General features: G+C 48.2%; 1 tRNA gene and 1 rRNA gene. Both read right to left on the bottom strand.

What is annotated here, in order from left to right:
* Positions 1–24 precede the first annotated feature (24 nt).
* A 23S ribosomal RNA gene (locus ACFFGT_RS19250) occupies positions 25–2,905 on the bottom strand.
* Between the two features lie 284 nt (positions 2,906–3,189).
* A tRNA-Ala gene (locus ACFFGT_RS19245) sits at positions 3,190–3,263 on the bottom strand.
* Positions 3,264–3,265: the final 2 nt, after the last annotated feature.

The following is a 3,265-nucleotide window of genomic DNA, read 5'->3' as shown; positions in this document are numbered from 1 at the left end:
ATCAACCACTCACCCTATTTCTATCTGAAGAAAGCTTCGGGCAATTAGTATCACTCGGCTATGATGTCACCACCTTTATACCTATGACCTATCAACGTAGTAGTCTCCTACGACCCTCAATGGAAGTCTCATCTTGTGGCTAGTTTCGCACTTAGATGCTTTCAGCGCTTATCTATTCCCAACGTAGCTACTCTGCAGTACACCTGGCGGCATAACAGATTCACCAGAGGTTAGTCCAACCCGGTCCTCTCGTACTAAGGTCAGCCCCACTCAAACTTCCTACGCCCACAACAGATAGGGACCGAACTGTCTCGCGACGTTCTGAACCCAGCTCGCGTGCCACTTTAATGAGCGAACAGCTCAACCCTTGGGACCTTCTCCAGCCCCAGGATGTGACGAGCCGACATCGAGGTGCCAAACCTCCCCGTCGATATGAGCTCTTGGGGGAGATCAGCCTGTTATCCCCAGCGTACCTTTTATCCTTTGAGCGATGGCCCTTCCATGCAGAACCACCGGATCACTATATCCGTCTTTCGACCCAGCTCGACTTGTCTGTCTCACTGTCAAGCAAGCTTATGCTATTGCACTCCGCGTACGGTTACCAAGCGTACTGAGCTTACCTTTGAAAGCCTCCGTTACCTTTTTGGAGGCGACCACCCCAGTCAAACTACCCGCCAAACAATGTTCTCCACATTGTGGAGTTAGACACCAAATACAGAAAGGGTGGTATTTCAACGTTGACTAAACTACTCCTAGCGAAGCAGCATCACAGTCTCCCACCTATCCTACACATCCTGTATCCGATATCAATGTTAAGCTATAGTGAAGGTGCATGGGGTCTTTCCGTCCCGTTGCGGGTAACCGGCGTCTTCACCGATACCACAATTTCACCGAGCTCATGGCTGAGACAGCGCCCAGATCGTTACACCATTCGTGCAGGTCGGAACTTACCCGACAAGGAATTTCGCTACCTTAGGACCGTTATAGTTACGGCCGCCGTTTACTGGGGCTTCGATTCAATGCTTCGCCTTGCGACTAACATCCCCTCTTAACCTTCCAGCACCGGGCAGGTGTCAGGCCATATACGTCATCTTTCGATTTTGCATAGCCATGTGTTTTTGTTAAACAGTCGCCTGGGCCTTTTCACTGCGGCTGACATTGCTGCCAGCGCCCCTTCTCCCGAAGTTACAGGGCCATTTTGCCGAGTTCCTTAGCCATGATTCACTCGAGCACCTTAGGATTCTCTCCTCGACTACCTGTGTCGGTTTACGGTACGGGTTTTTATTACCTGAAGCTTAGCGGGTTTTCTTGGAAGTCTGATTACCTGAACTATCACATCCCCCGAAGGTTCTGTGTACTATCAGCTTTCAGCAAAACATGCGTACTTAACTACACGTCTTATACCTACAGCCTTTAACGAACTATTCCGTCAGTTCGCGTCAGTGTCACTACTCCGTCACCGCATCGCAGTAATAAAAAGTACTGGAATATTAACCAGTTGTCCATCGGCTACGCCCTTCGGCTTCACCTTAGGCCCCGACTAACCCTGATCCGATTAGCGTTGATCAGGAAACCTTAGTCTTTCGGTGGGCGGGTTTCTCTCCCGCCTTATCGTTACTTATGCCTACATTTGCTTTTCTATTTCCTCCACAGTCAGTTACCTTCCTGCTTCGCCGGCAAATAGAATGCTCCCCTACCAGTCATATAAATATGAATCCATAGCTTCGGTATACTGCTTGATGCCCGTTTATTATCCATGCCCGATCGCTCGACTAGTGAGCTGTTACGCACTCTTTAAATGAATGGCTGCTTCCAAGCCAACATCCTAGCTGTCTGTGCAATCGGACCTCGTTAGTTCAACTTAGCAATAATTTAGGGACCTTAGCTGATGGTCTGGGTTCTTTCCCTCTCGGCCATGGACCTTAGCACCCATAGCCTCACTCCAGCGTATATTATAAAGCATTCGGAGTTTATCTGGATTTGGTAGGATTTGACTCCCCCGCACCCAATTAGTAGCTCTACCTCTTTATAACTCAACCGCCAGGCTGTTCCTAAAAACATTTCGGGGAGTACGAGCTATTTCCCAGTTTGATTAGCCTTTCACCCCTACCCACAAGTCATCCGGAAACTTTTCAACGTTTATCGGTTCGGTCCTCCAGTACCTGTTACGGCACCTTCAACCTGCCCATGGGTAGATCACAAGGTTTCGCGTCTACCTCCCCTGACTATACGCCCTTTTCAGACTCGCTTTCGCTTCGGATCCGTGTCTTAAACACTTAACCTTGCCAGGGAAGAGTAACTCGTAGGCTCATTATGCAAAAGGCACGCCGTCACAGCTTACACTGCTCCGACCGCTTGTAAGTACACGGTTTCAGGTTCTATTTCACTCCCCTGTTCGGGGTTCTTTTCACCTTTCCCTCACGGTACTGGTTCACTATCGGTCTCTCAGGAGTATTTAGCCTTACCGGATGGTGCCGGCAAATTCCCACAAGGCGTCTCCGACCTCGCGGTACTCAGGATACCACTATCCTATTATTCATTACCCGTACGCAACTCTCATGCTCTATGGTTGGCCTTCCCATGCCATTCCGGTTCTGTTTAATATTCATGTTGTGGTCCTACAACCCCTGTTATGCCGTAACATAACAGGTTTGGGCTTCTTCCATTTCGCTCGCCACTACTCTGGAAATCACTATTGTTTTCTCTTCCTCTGCTTACTTAGATGTTTCAGTTCGGCAGGTTAGCGCATTATATGCAGTTAGTCTTCAACTAACTAGGTTTCCCCATTCGGAAATTACCGGATCAATTCCTATTTGCAGATCCCCGGTACTTATCGCAGCTTATCACGTCCTTCTTCGCCTCTGAGAGCCAAGGCATCCCCCGTGTACCCTTTCTTACTTTCTTCTACTTATACGCCTTTTGCGCCGTATAGTATGTCTTTATTTAGATAATTGTTTGTTAGAGTCAAGAGATCAGGAATCAAGAACCAGGACCGAAGTCTTGTCTCTTTCTTCTCGTAATCTTGCCTCTGAGCAAACAACGTCTCTATCTGTTGTTTTCTCTTGTTTTCAATTACTTCTTCCAATATGTCAAAGAACGTTTTGCGGATGTGCAGATGTTTGATTTCAGATGTGCAGATGATTTCTCATTTGCATATCTGCATATCTTCACATTTGCGAATCTGCATTGTGGAGAATAACGGATTCGAACCGTTGACCCCCTGCGTGCAAGGCAGGTGCTCTAGCCAGCTGAGCTAATCCCCCGT

Source organism: Mucilaginibacter angelicae (genome assembly GCF_042434235.1).
Taxonomy (GTDB): domain Bacteria; phylum Bacteroidota; class Bacteroidia; order Sphingobacteriales; family Sphingobacteriaceae; genus Mucilaginibacter; species Mucilaginibacter angelicae.
Note: the sequence above shows the minus strand (reverse complement) of the source record. Positions and strands in the feature narration are given on the sequence as shown.